The following is a 15879-nucleotide window of genomic DNA, read 5'->3' as shown; positions in this document are numbered from 1 at the left end:
GTCAGAACTGGAAATAAAGGAAGGGACTGTAGACGCCCAGTTGGGACACGCACATGCCGAACAGCACGACCACGAAAGCGGCGATCAGTGCCGTGACCGCCCGCATCGAGCGCGGACGCCCCGCCAGCGCGATCGGACCAGGCACCCAGCGCTCCAACGCGATCGTGGGAGGCAATGCCAGGCAGATGAACAGGCCGAGCAGCAAGGTCTGGAAGAACTCGGGCTTGCGATACGGAACCGCGAATTCGCCGAATGCGCTCGGCGGCGTTCCGTGCATGCCGAGCATGCCCTTGTAGATTTCGAGCGCCGTGGCGACGCTCTCGGCGCGGAACACGACCCAGGCGATCATCACGCACAGGAAGGTCAGCAACCAGCCGGCCGCGCGCCTCAAGCGGCTCGGTGTGGCATTGCGCAGCACCTTGGCGTTCCACAGGTGGTTGATCATCAGGAATGCGCCGTGCAACGCACCCCAGATCACGAAGGTCCACGCCGCGCCATGCCAGAGGCCGCCGAGCAGCATGGTGAGAAACAGATTGAGGTAGCGGCGCGCCTCGCCCTTGCGGTTGCCGCCCAGCGGCACGTACAGGTAGTCGCGCAGGAAGGTCGACAGCGAAATGTGCCAGCGCCGCCAGAACTCGATGATGTTGGTCGACTTGTAGGGCGATCGGAAATTGAGCGGCAACTGCACGCCCAGGCACAAGGACAGCCCGACCGCCATGTCCGAATAGCCTGAGAAGTCGAAGTAGATCTGCAGCGTGTAGGCCAGCACACCGAACCATGCCGTGTAAAGCGAGGGCGCGATGCCGTTGTGCACGCCGTTGAACATCAGGTCGGCGTACTGTCCCATCTTGTCGCCGATCAGCAGCTTCTTCGCGAGACCGAAGCTAAAGATCGCAATGCCGAGCGCGAGCTTGTTCGCATCGATCCGGTAGATGGCTGGGTTGGCGAACTGCGGCATCATCTGCGCGTGATGCAGCACCGGACCCGCGATCAGATGCGGGAAGTAGGTGACGAACAGCACATAGTGAATGAAGCTGCGCTCGTGAACCTTGCCCTGCCAGCAGTCGACCAGGAAGGCAATTTGCGTGAAGGTATAGAACGAAATCCCGATCGGCAGTGCGATATGGAGCATCGGAATCGGCGCCAGTCCTGCGGCAGCCAGCCCCTCGTTCACGTTCGAGACGAAGAAGTTGGCGTACTTGAAGACCGCCAGCACCCCGAGGTTGACGACGAGCGCAGCGATCAGCATGCGCTTGCGCTGACGGTCGTCGCGTCCCGGGTTCGGCGTGAGGCGCAGTCCGAACCAGTAGTTGACGCAGATCGAGCCCACCAGCAGCGGCAAGGCCATGACGCTCCACCAGCCATAGAAGAACAGCGATGCGAGCGCAAGAAAGCCGGCGGCCGCACGCGCGTTGCGCTTTGCGATCAGGAAGAACCCGACAAGAACTATCGGGAAATAGAGAAAGATGAATGCGTACGAATTGAAAAGCATCTTGGGGAGGGCTGCGTCGCATGGCCCATTCGAGCGCGCCGCCTTGTTGTTGTTTCGCGCGTGTGGCGGCAGTCAGCCCGGGATTATCGCGTGCCTGCGCCGGTCCACCGTTCCCACAGATTTCGGACGTCGGCGGAGAGTTCCGCCAGCGACATTTTCTCGTTGAAGATCACCGCATCGGCTGCGGCGCGGCGCTGCGCGGGGTCGGCCTGCTGAGCAATTACGGCGCGAACGGCTTCGGGCGTCCAGCCCGAACGCGCCACCACGCGCTGCACCTGGGTTTCTTCGGTCGCGTCGACGACCAGCACGCGATCGACCAGGGCGCGCCAACGCTTCGATTCGACCAACAGCGGCACATCGAAGACGATTAGCTGCCCGGCCGCGGCCGACGCCTGGCCTTCGCACTCCGCGCTGATCAAGGGATGCAGGATTGCCTCGAGCCGTTTCCTGGCGCCGGTGTCGGCAAACACCAGGTCCCGCATGCGCGCCCGGTCCAGACCGCCATCCGCAGCGATGACTGCGGGGCCGAATTCGGCTTCGATTGCGGGCATGGCGGCCCCATGAGGCTGGGCGATCGCACGTGCAATGGCGTCGGTGTCGATCAGCGTGGCGCCGGCGCTGACCAGTATGGACGCGACAGTGCTCTTGCCGCTGCCGATGCCGCCGGTCAGTCCGATGCGCATGGCACGCGCGCCTTTGCTTGTCAGAGGCCGGCCACGCGAAGGATCGCGTCCGGGCCGAAGAGCATGGCCGTGAAGCCCGCACCCGCGAGGAAAGGGCCGAAGGGCACGTAGCCGCCTTCGCGCAATCCGCTGTTGAGCTTGAGTGCAATGCCGACGATCACACCGATCACCGATGCCATCAGGATGATGGGCACCAGTGCTTGCCATCCGAACCATGCGCCGAAGGCGGCGAACAGCTTGAAGTCGCCGTAACCCATGCCTTCCTTGCCGGTGCTCAGCTTGAACAGCCAATAGACCGCCCACAGCGAGACATAGCCCGCCACGGTGCCCCAGACGGCGTTGGTCAGGCTCACGCCCGTGAAACCCGCGAGGGCAGCGAGCAGGCCGGCCCAAAGCAAGGGCAGCGTGATGTCGTCGGGCAAGAGGGTGGTGTCCCAGTCGATCAGCGCGAGCGCGATCAGCGCAGCCGCGAAGCCGCACCAGGCCAGGCCGCCGAACTGACCCGGCATGCGCCACACGCACCAGGCGAACAGGGCGCCGGTCGCCAGCTCGACCAGCGGATAGCGCAGGCTGATCGGCGTCTTGCACGCCGAGCACTTGCCGCGAAGAAACAGGTAGCTCAAGACGGGCACGTTCTCGTACCAGCGGATCGCGTGGCCGCACTGCTGGCAGCGCGAATGCGGCACCATCAGATTGAAGGGCTCGGCCGCAGCGGGTTCCGCGCCGTTGAGGCTCGCGCATTCGGCGGCCCATTGGCGCTCCAGGATTTTCGGCAGGCGATAGATCACGACGTTGAGGAAGCTGCCGATCAACAACCCCAGCACGCCGGCCAATGCGGCGTCCACCCCCTGCGAAACCAGCATCAGACGACCTGGCCGAGCTTGAAGATGGGCAGATACATCGAGACCACGATGCCGCCGATGATCACGCCGAGGAACACGATGATGATGGGCTCCATCAGGCTCGAGAGGCCGGCCACCATGTCGTCGACTTCCGACTCGTAGAAATCGGCGGCCTTGCCCAGCATGTGGTCGATCGACCCGGACTCCTCGCCGATCGCGGTCATCTGCAGGACCATGGAGGGGAACAGGTTGGCGTTGGTCATGGCCGACGTCAGGCTGGTGCCGGTCGAGACCTCCTGCTGGATCTTGGCCGTGGCATCGGCGTACACCGTATTGCCGGATGCGCCGCCGACCGAGTCGAGCGCCTCGACCAGCGGCACGCCGGCGGCAAACATGGTGGCCAAGGTGCGGGTCCAGCGCGCGACGCAGGACTTGTCGATCAGCGTGCCGAAGATCGGCAGGCGCAGCAGCAGCCGGTCCATGACCCGCTGAACGCGCTCGTTGCGCTTCCAGGCCTGCATGAAGAAGTAGAGGCCGCCGCCGATCACGCCGAAGATCAGCCACCAGTACGCGACGAAGAATTCGCTGATGGCCATGACGATCAGCGTCGGGGCCGGCAGGTCGGCGCCGAAGGAGGTGAACACCTGCTTGAAGGCCGGAATCACGAAGATCATGATGATCGCCACCACGACGAACGCGACGACGACCACGGAGGTCGGGTACATCAGCGCCGACTTGATCTTCGACTTGATCGCCTCGGTCTTTTCCATGTAGGTGGCCAGGCGATCGAGCAGTTCTTCCAGGATACCTGCGGCTTCGCCGGCTTCGACCAGGTTGCAGTAGAGGTTGTCGAAGTACTTGGGAAACTTGCGGAAGGCGGCGGACAGCGAGGTACCCGTTTCCACGTCGCTGCGAACGTCGTTGAGCAGCTTGGCCACGCTCGGATTCGCGTTGCCGCGGCCCACGATGTCGAAGGCCTGCAACAGCGGAACGCCGGCCTTCATCATCGTCGCCAGCTGGCGCGTGAAGATGGCGATGTCCTTTGGCTTGATGGCCTTGCCGGAGCGCATGCGCCGCTTCTTGATCTTCGTGGCGAGCACGCCCTGGCGCCGCAGCGCCGCCTGGACCTGGTTTTCGCCGGCAGCGCGGACCTCGCCGCGTACCGCCTTGCCGTTGCGATCCTTGCCTTCCCACTCGAAGACGTATTCCTTGAGCGTTCGGGTAGATGCTGCTGCTGCCGTTGCCATTCGAGCTCCGCTTCTCAATGCTATTCGTTGGTGACCGCGAGCACTTCTTCAAGTGAGGTCAGGCCCTGCATGACCTTCTTCAGTCCCGATTGACGTAGCGAGCGCACGCCTTCGGCTTCGGACTGCTTCGCGATATCGAGGGCGCTGCCATCGCGCAGAATGATCTTCTGGATCTCTTCGGAGATCGGCATCACCTGGTAGATGCCAACGCGCCCCTTGTATCCGCCGTTGCAGGCCGAGCAGCCGACCGGGCGATAGGGCTTCCAGGTACCGTCCACATCGCTTTCCTTGAAGCCGGCATCGAGCAGCGCCTCCTTCGGCACATCCATGGCCGGCACCTTGCAAACCGTGCAGAGGCGGCGCGCAAGCCGCTGCGCGGTGATCAGGATGACGCTCGACGCGATGTTGAACGGCGCGATGCCCATGTTGCGCATGCGCGTGAGTGTCGTGGGGGCGTCGTTGGTGTGCAGGGTCGACAAGACCAGGTGGCCCGTCTGCGCAGCCTTGATCGAGATGTCGGCGGTTTCGAGGTCGCGGATTTCGCCGACCATGATGATGTCCGGATCCTGGCGCAGGAAGGCGCGCAGCGCGGTCGCGAAGGTCAGCCCCGCCTTTTCGTTGACGTTGACCTGGTTCACGCCGGGCAGGTTGATTTCCGACGGGTCTTCCGCCGTGGCGATGTTGACGCCGGCCTTGTTGAGCAGGTTCAGGCAGGTGTAGAGCGACACCGTCTTGCCGGAGCCGGTCGGGCCCGTGACCAGCACCATGCCGTAGGGACGCCCGATGGCAGTGAGCAATCGTTCCTTTTCATCCGCGTCGTAACCCAGTGCGTCGATGCCCAGGCGTGCACTGCTCGGATCGAGAATACGGATCACGATCTTTTCGCCGAACAGGGTGGGCAAGGTGCTCACGCGGAAATCGATCACGCGGTCGGGACCGATCTTGAGCTTCATGCGGCCGTCCTGCGGCACCCGCTTTTCGGAGATGTCCAGCCGCGAAATCACCTTGATGCGCGACGCCAGCTTGTCCTTGATGACCGTGGGCGGGCTTGCGATTTCGCGCAGTTCGCCGTCGACGCGGAAGCGCACGCGGTATTGATGCTCGTAGGGTTCGAAGTGGATGTCCGACGCGCGCATGCTGAATGCGTCGAGCAGCATCTTGTGCAGAAAGCGGACGACCGGTGCGTCTTCGACCTCGGCCACCGCCGGGTCGTTGCTGTCGCTCGAGGTATCCGCCGAAACTTCATCGAACTCGAATTCGGCGCCGACGATGCTGTCGATGGTTTCGGACGCGCTCACTGCGGCCGCCTCGATCATGCGCGAGAGCTTGTCGTACTCGGCGATGACCCAGTCCACGCCCATCTGGGACGCGAACTTGATCTTTTCGGCTGCCTGCTGATCCGAAGGATCGGCTGTTGCAACAATGAGACGATTGTTGCGCTTGCTCAGGACGACGACCCGATAGGCCTGGCACAGCTTGGGGTCGAGCAGGTCCTTGGGAAGGCGCTGCGGGTCGATCGCATCGAGGTCGAGCAGCGGCGCACCGAAGGCGCTCGACAGGGTGTGCGCGAGGTCGGCGGCCGAGACGGCGCCCGTGCCGGTCAGCTCCGCGATGAAGCTGGTCCGCCCGCTGAGCGACTTCTGATAGATGTCTTCGGCTGCTTTTGCCGGAAGCTTGCCGGCCGAAATCAAGGCCCGCGCGAGTCCCGGCAGGGCGATCGACGAGCTTTCTTTGACGAGGGGTTCAGCAGCGGCCATTCAACGAATGTAACAAGACGTGAAAAATTGCTTCACGATCATCGCTGATCCCCCAAGGGCTGTAAATCGCTTCGCAGCAACACACCGCGGAGCATTTTGCATTTACAGCCGAAAAGGCTGGTCGGGGTGAGAGGATTCGAACCTCCTCAGCCACGACCCTCTACAGAGGGAAAGTCAGCAGTCGCGTCAATGTCGTGAACCGCGTCTTGTTGACGCACCAAAGCGGAGGCTACCACACGGTCCGGCAGCGGTTCTTCGGCAGTAGGGTGGCCGGGCGCCGCGAGATGCGGAAATGCCCGTTTCAGTGTCCTATTACATGTGGCAAGAAATAATTGGGGCGCTATTCGGCGCCCTGTCTCTTGCCTAAAAATCGGGCATCTCGGCATCTCGGCATCTCGGCATCTCGGCATCTCGGCATCGAGGCGAGCCATCCGCTGCTGGTGCATCTGTTTCGCTCGCACGAGGCTCAGGTCGTCCCCGTCACCTATGGGTTCGTCAAGGACGGCCCGCGTGTGCTCCTCCTGCATTCGAGCCAACACCGCATCGGCCAGTGCTGCCCGCATCTCAGTGTCGTCGCGGCCTACCCCCGGCACCCTGGCGAGAGCGGCTTTGAGCGCTGCCACGGTCGCGTCGATCTGGGCCTTGTGGTCCAGCATCAGTTCGGCCACGTCGTAACCGTGACCAACCGCAAAGCCCTCCAGACCGTGGTCAAGAACCCAGTTCGCAGCCTTCTCGGCTTTCTCACGCCGTTGCTGCTCCGTCATTGTCCGTCCGGGAGACCTCAGGAAATGCCGGGGCGCCACCTTCATCAATTGGTCGCGCTGCTCGGCTGCCGCGAACTCGTGCCGCTCCCGCGCCCACCGCTTGGCCTCACTGCGCATCGTGTCCGTGATCGGGCGGCTCTTGGGGTCACCCGGTGCCTCAAGCCCCGCCGCGACTCGCCAAGCCCTCTTGGCCGCCGTGTTGCCACGGAAGGCCGCATCGCAGTTGGTGAGGTCAAGACCAACGTCCTCCCACATCTCACGCAACATGTCCGCCTGCTGGCGCATGAACTCCACGCGCTGGCGGCTGATCTGGGCGAACTCCTCGGCCCGCTCGCGCCACGCCTCCAAGGGAATCTCGACCAACTGCCGCGGCCTCTTCACGAAGCGGCGAGCGGTAGAGAAGGTCATGGCCAGTCTCAACTCCCTCCGAAACCCGATCGCTCATTGCTGCCCGCTTGCGGAGGACGAGCAGCTTCGCCTTCAACTCACTGTGCGTGACTGGTTTCGACTGATGGAGTAGCTGACAGCGATAGCAAAGCGGCGGGGGGGTACGGGGGCGGCTGGGAGGCGCAAGGGTGCGAGCAAGCCTCGCGAATTTTTCTGACAGGAATCGAGGGGGCGCTGCGCATGCCAGAACGTTTACGTGCCTCGCACCCACCCGCGGACTCGATCTTGCAGCCCAAGATTTTGTCGGAATGACGATCTACCAGTTGGGGCTTATCATCTAACATATGGCAACGAATACCGTCCGCAAACAGGCTTCGGCAAGCAGGGAAACTGTGGCCGAAAAGACCGCCAGTTCTGGCGTAGGCGCCGGGAAAACGTCAGCTAAGGCGTTGGCAGGTGCCGTGCTGTCAGGTCGCGCAGCGTCCAAGGGAGCCTCGCTGCCGGCGAAACAAGCGCTCGCCCCGTCTCGGGCAGGCAAGGTTTACACGGTGACCCTCACCTCGCTCTCCAATAAGGGATCCAAGACGACTGTCACCTCGTCTCCCGGCAAGGTGTTCGAGGCGACTACCACTTCGGCACCGGGGAAGTTTGTGACGCTGGACCTGTCTCGGCGCAAGCTAGTGGGCAAACACCCAGAGGTCAAGCACCTTCCGGCGCCGAAGAGCAAGCTGAAGCTCGACGAGAAAACGCGAAAGTTGCTTTTGGCCTCGATGGTGCTGAACTGATGGCTCTCTCAGTTGCGAGGCCGGCTAACTACGAATCCCGCGTCTTCCTCAATTGCCCGTTCGACGGTAAGTTCAAGCCTCTATTCGACGCAATCGTCTTTACGATTCACGATCTTGGCTTCCAGGCTCGGCATGCGTTGATCGACGATTCCTCCGTTGTGCGCGTGGAGCGCATCGCTAGCGAGATCGCAACCTCCAAGTACTCGCTCCATGACATGAGCCGGGTGCAGTTGGGGAAGAACAAGCTACCTCGCTTCAACATGCCCTTCGAGGCGGGAATCGCCTATGCAGTGCATGCTATGAACCCCTACCAACGGGACCACCACATCGGCATCCTGGATGGCGTTCAGTACCAACACAACGCGAGCATCAGCGACCTTGCGGGGCTGGACACCAAGGTTCATGAGGACGATCCCACCAAGGCAATTAGTTGTGTTCGGGACTTTCTCCGCAAGAAGTCCACGCTTTCGCTGGCGGGGGCTGCTCATGTGACTAAGCGCTACCTCGCGTTCCGAGGCACCCTGGCGCTGTCCGCCAAGACAAACAATGTCAAGCTGAGCGAACTTAGCTCCTGGGAGTACGCAAACGACCTTCAGGATCTGATGGCTAGGTGGATAAGCCAGAACCCGTCCTAAGGACAAGTTCGCCGGGCAAGCGCCGCGTCTCCGACGCTGTCGTAGCGGCAGGGCGCCCCTAAGCTACTCCCAACGTCAAACTGAACGCCCTCTCTTAAGAGGCCGTCCACGGGGGTACAGAGACAGGCCACGTCAGCCTATCCACTGCCGCCTTCACCGCGCTCATGGGCACTGCCGTGTACACAGTGCGCCCTGTGCTCCCGATGGCTGCGTGGCCCGTTAGCGCGTCCGCCGTCTCGACGCCGACTCCCATGCCCGCGAGAGTGCTGCGCATCAGGTGGCGGAACCGGTGGCTCCCGTTCAAGGGGCCAGCAGGCAGACCATGGGTTTCCCGGAACCTCGCGAACCACTTGCCGAACTGATCGCCCGGCGTCACCGCGCCGCCCCTGTTCAACGAGGGAAACAGCCACCGCTCGCCAGCCTCCCTGCGCATCTCCGCGAACGCCAGGAACCCGGCCGTCTCCAGCCCCGCCGCAACGGGGATGTACCGGTCGCTTGCGTCAGTCTTCAGCGTGCCGTTTTTCCTGTGAAGATCCATCACCGCAATGCCATCCCTGACCTGCACATCCTTGGTCGCCAACTGGGCCAGTTCGCCGACCCGAGCGCCTGTGAATAGCAGGCACCGCAGGACCATTGCCGGGGCCGCTGGGTCAACCAAGCGCACGACAGGTGCCAAGGCCGGCACCGTGAACTCCTTCGCCCCAAAGATCAGAGCCAGTTCCTCCGTGGTCCAGGCATCCCGGCTTTCCGCGTCCTTGATCTCAAACGCGAGGTCGAAGGGGTTCTTCGGCATCATGTCCACCTTCACCGCTACGTTCACCAGTGCGTTCACTGCCGCTGCATGGTTGGCCGCTGTACTGTCGCCGAAGCCCCGCACCTTGGAGTCCATCAGGAACGCAAGGAAACGCGCTCCAACGCGTTTGTCGAGCGCGGTCAGGGGGAGCACGCCGACCGCCTGCTCGAACAGCGTCAGCGCCTTCTCCGTCCGCTGTATCGCATTCGGCTTTGCACGGGTCCGGGCCTTCCACTCTGGGATCACATCGCGGAGGGTCTGCCCGGAGCCGCTGGTGTTTCCCGGTGCTTCTGTCGCAAGGGCGGCTATGGTCGACTTCGCCGGCTCCGGGGGCGTCGGGATCACATCGCCTTGTGCCCGCTTCGCTGCATCGCGGTACGCCTGCACCATGGCGCGGCCGACGTTTGCCAGCAGCACCCGCTCAACGCTCCAATCCACACGTGGAATGCCCATCTCCTTGGCTGCCATTGCCGCATAGTCTTCCGTCATGCCGTAGTCGCCCATGGCGACCAAAGAAGCGAGAGCCTCCGCGTAATCGTGCATTGCTGTAGCGACCTGCTCTTGGCGCTCCCACAGGTCCGCCGAAAGCTCAGTGAGGCCAAGGTCTTCCGGGTCCAGCGGGATGTGCGCGAGGGGGTGGCCGGCGGCTCGGTTCAGGTCGTCGTCGCTCAAGATGGAGCGGTATAGGTGCTCTGCAATCGCCTCAGCGAGTTTGGCATTCGCCGGAATGGTCCTTGGCTTCAACTCAGCGCGGCGCCGCTCGAACTCTGTATGCATCTCGGCGAGCTTCGCGTGGGCCAGTCGGGCTGCGGTCGGCTTGTCGCTCGTCTTCAGGCTGCCGCGCCATGCGTTCGGGCCGTAGATGTGCTGAAGGTCTGCGGGGGCGCCTATGCGCAACTCTGATAGACGCCGCCTCTCAGGGCAACGCCGGTCGGCAATCGAGTCATGTCGTCGTCGGGCATCATCATTGCAGATCGCGGCAACTTGACACAGTTCCTCGACTCGCTGATGCCTTGGATGACTTAATCTCACCAGTGAAAACGCCGGTTTCCCTCGATGGGAACGGTCTCCAAACTGGTCGGGGTGAGAGGATTCGAACCTCCGGCCTCTACGTCCCGAACGTAGCGCTCTACCAGGCTAAGCTACACCCCGATGGTTGCAAGAAAAAGATTCGTCCCGGGTGCCCACTGTCGTGAGGTGTCTAGGCGCGTCGCTCAAGCAACTGAGCCGCCAATTGTAGCAAACCGGCAGAGTGCGAATTCGCGGGAAAGCCGGCAAGCGCATCCATCGCGCGTTGCGCTTCGGCCGCTGCTGCTGCCCGCGTAGCGTCCAACGCACCCGTCTCTCGCACGATGGCGACGATCTGCGGCAGTTGCGCCGTATCGCCCGCCTCGATGGCGGCGCGAATGAATTCGCGCTGTGCCGGGGTGCCGCGCTGCATGGCCAGAATCAGCGGCAGCGTCGTCTTGCCTTCGCGCAAGTCGTCGCCGACGTTCTTGCCGGTCTCGTTCGCATCGCCTGCGTAGTCGAGCACGTCGTCGATCACCTGGAAGGCGGTGCCCAGCGCCTGTCCATAGGCGGCACATGCTGCTTCCACCTCCGGCGTCGCGCCCGCCAATACCGCGGCGAGCCGGGTGCTGGCTTCGAACAGCTTGGCCGTCTTCGAGCGGATCACCCGAAGGTAAGCCTCCTCATCGAGCGAGGCGTCGTGCATGTTCATGAGCTGCAGTACCTCCCCCTCGGCGATCACGTTGGTCGCCTCGGCCAGGATTTCCATGACCCGGACGTTGTTGGCATCCAACATCATCTGGAATGCGCGAGAGTAGAGGAAGTCGCCGACCAGCACGCTGGCCGGATTGCCGAAGGACTCGTTGGCCGTCGGGCGGCCGCGCCGGAGCGTGGATTCGTCGACGACGTCGTCGTGCAGCAAGGTCGCGGTGTGGATGAATTCCACCACGGCGGCCAGGTTGAAGCGCTGTTCTCCGCGATAGCCCAAAGCGCCGGCCATGAGCAGCAGCAGCGCGGGGCGCAGCCTCTTGCCGCCGGCCGAGATGATGTACTTGGAGACTTGGCGCACCAGCGGGACGCCGGTATCGAGGCGGCGGGCGATCACGAGGTCGACCCCTGCCATGTCCTCTGCAATCAGGCTGAGTACGGCGGCAGCGGGGGAGGTGTCGGCGGGGGGAACTGACAAGGCAGGGGCGCTTTGTGCGCTGCGTGAGGGACGACGATGGCGCAGGGCCGGAAGGCGCAGATTATAGGGAGCCGGGTACCCAGACAATGCGGCGCGGCGGCGCTCTATGCCGGCAGGTGGCCTCCGTGCTAGAATCTTGGGCTCTGCGGAATTCGCCGTAGAACCATCTTATTCCAAGAGGTCCACATGTACGCGGTCATAAAAACCGGTGGCAAGCAGTATCGCGTTGCTTCCGGCGAGAAAATTAAAGTAGAACAGATTGCTGCGGACGTAGGCCAGGAAATCGTGATCGACCAAGTGCTCGCAGTCGGCGACGGCAGCGCAATCAAGGTCGGTACGCCCCTGGTGTCCGGCGCATCTGTGACAGCCACTGTGCTGTCGCACGGCAAGCACGACAAGGTTCGCATCTTCAAGATGCGCCGTCGCAAGCACTATCAGAAACGTCAAGGCCATCGCCAGCAGTTCACAGAGCTGCAAATCGGTGCGATCGCCGGCTAAGGAGCGAACACCATGGCACAGAAAAAAGGCGGCGGCTCAACGCGAAACGGGCGCGATTCCAAGCCCAAGATGCTCGGCGTGAAGGCTTTCGGCGGCGAACTGATCAGCGCCGGTTCGATCATCGTGCGCCAGCGCGGCACCCAGTTCCACCCCGGCGTCAACGTCGGCGTGGGCAAGGACCACACGCTGTTCGCCCTGGTCGACGGCCAGGTGTCCTTCGGCACCAAGGGCGCGCTCAACAAGCACACGGTCAACGTGACCCCGGCGTAAGCCAGTCACTTCGATCTGCTCGAAGCCCCGCTTTGCCGGGGCTTCTTCATTTGTAAACTGGACATCTCATGAAGTTCGTGGACGAAGCCTTCATCGACATCGCCGCCGGCGATGGCGGCAACGGCTGCGTGTCGTTCCGGCATGAGAAGTACAAGGAGTTCGGCGGCCCGAACGGCGGCGACGGCGGGCGCGGCGGCCATGTGTTCGCCGTGGCCGATCCGAGCCTGAACACCCTGGTGGATTTCCGCTTTTCGCGCCGCCACGATGCCAAGCGCGGGCAGCACGGCATGGGCTCGGACATGTTCGGTGCCGCCGGCGACGACATCACGCTCAAGATGCCGGTCGGCACCATCATCACCGACGCCGAAACTGGCGAGGTGCTGTACGAGCTGCTGACGCCGGGCGAGGTGATCACTATCGCCAAGGGCGGCGACGGCGGTTTCGGCAACATGCGCTTCAAGAGCGCCATCAACCGCGCACCGCGCCAGAAGACACCCGGCTGGCCCGGCGAGAAGAAGAGCCTCAAGCTCGAACTGAAGGTGCTGGCCGACGTGGGCCTGCTGGGCATGCCGAACGCCGGCAAGTCCACCCTCATCAGTGCGATTTCCAATGCGCGCCCGCGCATCGCCGACTACCCCTTCACCACGCTGCATCCGAACCTCGGCGTGGTGCGCGTCGGTCCGGAGCAGAGTTTCGTCGTCGCCGATCTCCCGGGCCTGATCGAGGGTGCCTCCGAAGGCGCCGGCCTCGGCCATCTGTTCCTGCGCCACCTGCAGCGCACCCGGCTGCTGCTGCACGTGGTCGACATCGCGCCCTTCGACGACGCCGATCCGGTCGCGCAGGCCAAGGCGATCGTCGGTGAGCTCAAGAAATACGATGCAGCCTTGTACGAAAAGCCGCGCTGGCTGGTGCTGAACAAGCTCGACATGGTGCAGGACGACGAGCGCGCCGCGCGTGTGAAGGACTTCGTCAAGCGGCTGCGCTTCAAGGGTCCGGTATTCGAGATCTCCGCGCTCACGCGCGAAGGCTGCGAGCCCTTGGTGCAGGCGATCTACCAGCACGTCAAGGCGCAACAGGTCGCCGAGCAACCGCCGACGGAGATCGATCCTCGTTTTGCCTGACATGACTTCAAGCTCGACCACCGGTTCCACCGCCCTGCGCGACGCGCGCCGCATCGTCGTCAAGGTGGGCTCCAGCCTCGTCACCAACGAGGGCCGGGGCCTGGATGAAAACGCCATCGGTGAATGGTGCCGGCAGCTCGCGACGCTGGTGCGCGACGGCCGCGAGGTCGTGATGGTGTCCAGCGGTGCCATCGCCGAAGGCATGAAGCGGCTCGGCTGGCGCACGCGCCCGCACGAGATCCACGAACTGCAGGCCGCCGCGGCGGTCGGGCAGATGGGCTTGGCGCAGATCTACGAGACCAAGCTGCGCGAGAACGGCATGGGCAGTGCACAGGTGCTGCTGACACACGCCGACCTGGCCGACCGCGAGCGCTACCTGAACGCGCGCTCGACGCTGGTGACCCTGCTCGCGCTCGGCGTGGTGCCGGTCATCAACGAGAACGACACGGTGGTCAACGACGAGATCAAGTTCGGCGACAACGATACGCTGGGCGCGCTGGTCGCCAACCTGGTGGAAGCCGACGCGCTGGTGATCCTGACCGACCAGAAGGGCCTCTACACCGCCGATCCGCGCAAGAATCCCGACGCGCGCTTCGTGCACGAGGCGGCCGCGGGCGATCCTGCGCTCGAAGCCATGGCCGGCGGCGCCGGCAGCAGCATCGGCCGCGGCGGCATGATCACGAAGATCCTGGCGGCCAAGCGCGCCGCAGGTTCCGGTGCCTCGACAGTGATCGCATGGGGCCGCGAGCACGACGCATTGCTGCGCCTTGCGCACGGCGAACCGATCGGCACGCTGCTGCTGGCGCAGACCGCCAAGCACCAGGCGCGCAAGCGCTGGATGGCCGATCACCTGCAGTTGCGCGGCGCGGTCACGGTGGATGCCGGTGCCGCCGCCAAGGTGCGGGGCGAGGGCAAGAGCCTGCTGCCGATCGGCATGACCAGCGTCGAGGGCGAGTTTTCGCGCGGCGACGTCATCGCCGTGCGGGACGCGCAGGGCATCGAACTGGCGCGCGGGCTGGCCAACTACTCGAGCGCCGAAGCCAGGCTGTTGTGCCGCAAGCCCTCAATCGAGTTCGAGCGGCTGCTGGGCTACGTGGCGGAGCCGGAGATGGTGCACCGCGATAACATGGTGCTGATGCCCGACAGCCGCTGAGGCCTCAGGGGAGCTCGCGCAGCGGGTTCTTGATCTGCTGAACCATCTCCCTCACAGAGGCACGCGGCGCGTGGCCGCGGCACAGGGCCTGCGCAGACAGCTCCTTGGCATAACGCGAGTTGCGATCGTCGATGCGCTTCCATTCCGGTTTGGGCACGTGGTGCCAGGCGCCCTGGTTGTAGCGGGCGTACTGCTTCACCTCCTCGGACGCACAGCGCACGCCTTCGTAGAAGGCATTGGTGGCCCCCCCAGCCTTGTTGCTGGCCACGACCACGTAGCGCACCATGCCGTCGCCGCCCAGGGTGATGGTGGCCGGATCGACGCCGTACTTGAGGCTCAGGTAGGGCGGCATCTCGATCGGGAGCAGCCGCTTTTCGTCGAAAGCGGGGGGGGGCGGCACTTCGCCTTCCTTCCACTCGTCAGCCTGAGCCGTCACCTTTGGCGGTGGCGGCATGCCGGCTTGTGCCCAGTCCGGATTGTCGGTGTCTCTCGGACCCGAGCCGCATGCGGTGAGCACGCATGCGAAGGTGAAGGCAAGAACGTGCCTAGCGCGGCACATGAAGAGGATCGGTTGGGTCGGGCGATTGATGAGGGGCATTGGGATTCGGGTCGAAACTCGCCCCGGGGGGCAGTTCGAAGTTGGGTTCATGGCCTGCAGCGGGCGGGTGGCGCTCGAATTCGCGAGCGCGCACATTGCTGCGCAGGAAGCGGTTGCGGAAATCCTGCCGAGGCAGGTAGCGTGCGAGTTCGGTCAGCGCCATTTCATAGACGCCGCGCTTGAATTCGACCACCACGTCCAGCGGGACCCAGTAGTCGTGCCAGCGCCAGGCGTCGAACTCCGGATGGTCGGTGGCGCGAAGATTGAGATCCCAGTCGTGGCCGATCAGCTGCAGCAGGTACCAGATCTGCTTCTGGCCCTTGTAGTGGCCCCGTGCGTCACGGCGGATGAACCGATCCGGCACCTCGTAGCGCAACCAGTCGCGGGTACGGGCCACGATGCGCACATGCTCCGGCTGGAGACCCACCTCTTCGTGCAGTTCCCGGAACATGGCCTGTTCGGGACTCTCGCCGCGATCGATGCCGCCTTGCGGGAACTGCCAGGAATGGGTGCGGATGCGTTTGCCCCAGAAAACCTGGTTTCTCTGGTTGAGCAAGATGATGCCGACGTTGGGCCTGAAGCCGTCCCGGTCGAGCATAATCAAACCCCAATTTTTTGAACTGAGTCGATTATGCATGCCGGGTTGCACTCGGCAAGCGA

General features: G+C 63.7%; 16 protein-coding genes and 1 tRNA gene. 6 read left to right on the top strand and 11 right to left on the bottom strand.

Features of this window, described 5'->3' with window-relative positions; genetic code table 11:
• Position 1 precedes the first annotated feature (1 nt).
• From ACSQ9I_RS23300 to ACSQ9I_RS23275, 6 genes are all read right to left on the bottom strand, one after another.
• The gene (locus ACSQ9I_RS23300; protein ID WP_436314623.1) at positions 2 to 1492 is read right to left on the bottom strand and encodes an MBOAT family O-acyltransferase; all 1491 of its coding nucleotides are present in this window, start codon (positions 1490 to 1492) and stop codon (positions 2 to 4) included.
• An 83-nt stretch (positions 1493 to 1575) separates the two neighbouring features.
• Positions 1576 to 2175 (bottom strand): dephospho-CoA kinase, encoded by a 600-nt coding sequence (gene coaE / locus ACSQ9I_RS23295; protein WP_436314622.1) that lies wholly within the window; start codon positions 2173 to 2175, stop codon positions 1576 to 1578.
• Positions 2176 to 2195: 20 nt separating this feature from the next.
• Positions 2196 to 3038: a prepilin peptidase gene (locus tag ACSQ9I_RS23290; protein ID WP_436314621.1), complete on the bottom strand. Its 843-nt coding sequence runs from the start codon at positions 3036 to 3038 to the stop codon at positions 2196 to 2198.
• Positions 3038 to 4264 (bottom strand): type II secretion system F family protein, encoded by a 1227-nt coding sequence (locus ACSQ9I_RS23285; protein ID WP_436314620.1) that lies wholly within the window; start codon positions 4262 to 4264, stop codon positions 3038 to 3040. Before ACSQ9I_RS23285 ends, ACSQ9I_RS23290 begins: the two co-directional genes overlap by 1 nt.
• A gap of 20 nt (positions 4265 to 4284) precedes the next feature.
• On the bottom strand, positions 4285 to 6021 hold the full coding sequence (pilB, locus tag ACSQ9I_RS23280) for a type IV-A pilus assembly ATPase PilB (RefSeq protein ID WP_436314619.1): 1737 nt from the start codon (positions 6019 to 6021) through the stop codon (positions 4285 to 4287).
• A gap of 146 nt (positions 6022 to 6167) precedes the next feature.
• The gene (locus ACSQ9I_RS23275) at positions 6168 to 7193 is read right to left on the bottom strand and encodes a hypothetical protein (RefSeq protein WP_436314618.1); all 1026 of its coding nucleotides are present in this window, start codon (positions 7191 to 7193) and stop codon (positions 6168 to 6170) included.
• A 323-nt stretch (positions 7194 to 7516) separates the two neighbouring features.
• Between ACSQ9I_RS23275 and ACSQ9I_RS23270 the strand changes: the two genes are divergently transcribed.
• Both ACSQ9I_RS23270 and ACSQ9I_RS23265 read left to right on the top strand, forming a co-directional pair.
• Complete coding sequence (locus ACSQ9I_RS23270; protein ID WP_436314617.1) at positions 7517 to 7957, top strand: hypothetical protein; 441 nt, start codon at positions 7517 to 7519, stop codon at positions 7955 to 7957.
• Positions 7957 to 8592: a hypothetical protein gene (locus ACSQ9I_RS23265; protein ID WP_436314616.1), complete on the top strand. Its 636-nt coding sequence runs from the start codon at positions 7957 to 7959 to the stop codon at positions 8590 to 8592. The genes ACSQ9I_RS23270 and ACSQ9I_RS23265 overlap by 1 nt, the downstream gene beginning before the upstream one ends.
• Positions 8593 to 8686: 94 nt before the next feature.
• Here the strand turns inward: ACSQ9I_RS23265 and ACSQ9I_RS23260 are convergent, their stop codons facing one another.
• The 3 genes from ACSQ9I_RS23260 to ACSQ9I_RS23250 all read right to left on the bottom strand — a co-directional run bounded on the left by ACSQ9I_RS23260 (position 8687) and on the right by ACSQ9I_RS23250 (position 11579).
• Entirely contained in the window at positions 8687 to 10417 is a 1731-nt protein-coding gene (locus tag ACSQ9I_RS23260; RefSeq protein WP_436314615.1) for a tyrosine-type recombinase/integrase, read from the bottom strand.
• Between the two features lie 43 nt (positions 10418 to 10460).
• Positions 10461 to 10537: transfer RNA gene (locus ACSQ9I_RS23255), tRNA-Pro, on the bottom strand.
• Positions 10538 to 10586: 49 nt separating this feature from the next.
• Entirely contained in the window at positions 10587 to 11579 is a 993-nt protein-coding gene (locus ACSQ9I_RS23250) for a polyprenyl synthetase family protein (RefSeq protein ID WP_436315810.1), read from the bottom strand.
• 186 nt (positions 11580 to 11765) lie between these two features.
• Between ACSQ9I_RS23250 and rplU the strand changes: the two genes are divergently transcribed.
• The 4 genes from rplU (at position 11766) to proB (ending at position 14621) form a co-directional block, all read left to right on the top strand.
• The gene (gene rplU / locus ACSQ9I_RS23245; RefSeq protein ID WP_093105742.1) at positions 11766 to 12077 is read left to right on the top strand and encodes a 50S ribosomal protein L21; all 312 of its coding nucleotides are present in this window, start codon (positions 11766 to 11768) and stop codon (positions 12075 to 12077) included.
• Between the two features lie 12 nt (positions 12078 to 12089).
• Positions 12090 to 12347, top strand: a complete 258-nt coding sequence (gene rpmA, locus ACSQ9I_RS23240) for a 50S ribosomal protein L27 (protein WP_436305153.1) — start codon at positions 12090 to 12092, stop codon at positions 12345 to 12347.
• 68 nt (positions 12348 to 12415) lie between these two features.
• Entirely contained in the window at positions 12416 to 13468 is a 1053-nt protein-coding gene (cgtA, locus tag ACSQ9I_RS23235; RefSeq protein ID WP_093105747.1) for an Obg family GTPase CgtA, read from the top strand.
• 1 nt (position 13469) lies between these two features.
• A complete protein-coding gene (proB, locus tag ACSQ9I_RS23230) occupies positions 13470 to 14621 on the top strand; it encodes a glutamate 5-kinase (protein WP_093105750.1) in 1152 nt (383 codons plus the stop codon).
• 4 nt (positions 14622 to 14625) lie between these two features.
• Here the strand turns inward: proB and ACSQ9I_RS23225 are convergent, their stop codons facing one another.
• Together ACSQ9I_RS23225 and ACSQ9I_RS23220 are read right to left on the bottom strand one after the other, a co-directional pair.
• Positions 14626 to 15075: a CNP1-like family protein gene (locus tag ACSQ9I_RS23225; protein ID WP_280142629.1), complete on the bottom strand. Its 450-nt coding sequence runs from the start codon at positions 15073 to 15075 to the stop codon at positions 14626 to 14628.
• Positions 15076 to 15166: 91 nt separating this feature from the next.
• Positions 15167 to 15817 (bottom strand): RNA pyrophosphohydrolase, encoded by a 651-nt coding sequence (locus ACSQ9I_RS23220; protein WP_436315808.1) that lies wholly within the window; start codon positions 15815 to 15817, stop codon positions 15167 to 15169.
• Positions 15818 to 15879: the final 62 nt, after the last annotated feature.

Origin of the sequence: Variovorax sp. LjRoot84, assembly GCF_964254305.1 — a bacterium.
GTDB lineage: Bacteria > Pseudomonadota > Gammaproteobacteria > Burkholderiales > Burkholderiaceae_C > Variovorax.
The sequence above is the reverse complement of the archived record's forward strand: the minus strand, read 5'-3'. Positions and strand labels throughout refer to the sequence as shown.

What these genes read in the sequence shown, in the direction of transcription:
- cgtA (WP_093105747.1), top strand. Translation starts at nt 12,416, where the DNA reads ATGAAGTTCGTGGACGAAGCCTTCATCGACATCGCCGCCGGCGATGGC.
- ACSQ9I_RS23265 (WP_436314616.1), top strand. Translation starts at nt 7,957, where the DNA reads ATGGCTCTCTCAGTTGCGAGGCCGGCTAACTACGAATCCCGCGTCTTC.
- ACSQ9I_RS23300 (WP_436314623.1), bottom strand. Translation starts at nt 1,492, where the DNA reads ATGCTTTTCAATTCGTACGCATTCATCTTTCTCTATTTCCCGATAGTT.
- ACSQ9I_RS23290 (WP_436314621.1), bottom strand. Translation starts at nt 3,038, where the DNA reads ATGCTGGTTTCGCAGGGGGTGGACGCCGCATTGGCCGGCGTGCTGGGG.
- rpmA (WP_436305153.1), top strand. Translation starts at nt 12,090, where the DNA reads ATGGCACAGAAAAAAGGCGGCGGCTCAACGCGAAACGGGCGCGATTCC.
- ACSQ9I_RS23225 (WP_280142629.1), bottom strand. Translation starts at nt 15,075, where the DNA reads ATGCCGCCACCGCCAAAGGTGACGGCTCAGGCTGACGAGTGGAAGGAA.
- ACSQ9I_RS23270 (WP_436314617.1), top strand. Translation starts at nt 7,517, where the DNA reads ATGGCAACGAATACCGTCCGCAAACAGGCTTCGGCAAGCAGGGAAACT.
- proB (WP_093105750.1), top strand. Translation starts at nt 13,470, where the DNA reads ATGACTTCAAGCTCGACCACCGGTTCCACCGCCCTGCGCGACGCGCGC.
- rplU (WP_093105742.1), top strand. Translation starts at nt 11,766, where the DNA reads ATGTACGCGGTCATAAAAACCGGTGGCAAGCAGTATCGCGTTGCTTCC.
- coaE (WP_436314622.1), bottom strand. Translation starts at nt 2,175, where the DNA reads ATGCGCATCGGACTGACCGGCGGCATCGGCAGCGGCAAGAGCACTGTC.
- pilB (WP_436314619.1), bottom strand. Translation starts at nt 6,021, where the DNA reads ATGGCCGCTGCTGAACCCCTCGTCAAAGAAAGCTCGTCGATCGCCCTG.
- ACSQ9I_RS23220 (WP_436315808.1), bottom strand. Translation starts at nt 15,817, where the DNA reads ATGCTCGACCGGGACGGCTTCAGGCCCAACGTCGGCATCATCTTGCTC.
- ACSQ9I_RS23285 (WP_436314620.1), bottom strand. Translation starts at nt 4,264, where the DNA reads ATGGCAACGGCAGCAGCAGCATCTACCCGAACGCTCAAGGAATACGTC.
- ACSQ9I_RS23275 (WP_436314618.1), bottom strand. Translation starts at nt 7,193, where the DNA reads ATGACCTTCTCTACCGCTCGCCGCTTCGTGAAGAGGCCGCGGCAGTTG.